A 387-nucleotide genomic window follows, 5' to 3' on the forward strand; every position below is an offset into this window, starting at 1 on the left:
GGAAATCCTATCTCTATCGACTCCGCCAGTAGGACTCGAACCTACGACATCATGATTAACAGTCATGCGCTACTACCAACTGAGCTATGGCGGATAAAAGCTAAGCGACTTCCGTATCTAACAGGGGCAACCCCAACTACTTCAGGCGTTCTAGGGCTTAACTACTGTGTTCGGCATGGGTACAGGTGTATCTCCTAGGCTATCGTCACTTAACTTTTTAGTCCACTCAAAATTGAATAACTATATCTTAACAAGAAGTCTACCTCTATGTCAATAAACTTTTCTATTATCAAAATTGTACTCGGACTAAAAAGCTAGTCAATTAGATAAAATGTCTTGAGACTCCGTAGTCTCTACGCCATTTTCCTAAATTGTTACGCTTTTTTT

General features: G+C 40.3%; 1 tRNA gene and 1 rRNA gene. Both read right to left on the minus strand.

From position 1 onward, the window contains the following. Positions 1 to 20: 20 nt before the first annotated feature. Positions 21 to 94: transfer RNA gene (locus AT575_RS10210), tRNA-Asn, on the minus strand. A gap of 5 nt (positions 95 to 99) precedes the next feature. Further along, positions 100 to 213, minus strand: a 5S ribosomal RNA gene (gene rrf / locus AT575_RS10215). Positions 214 to 387 lie beyond the last annotated feature (174 nt).

Origin of the sequence: Streptococcus penaeicida (assembly GCF_002887775.1) — a bacterium.
In the GTDB taxonomy this organism is placed as follows: domain Bacteria; phylum Bacillota; class Bacilli; order Lactobacillales; family Streptococcaceae; genus Streptococcus; species Streptococcus penaeicida.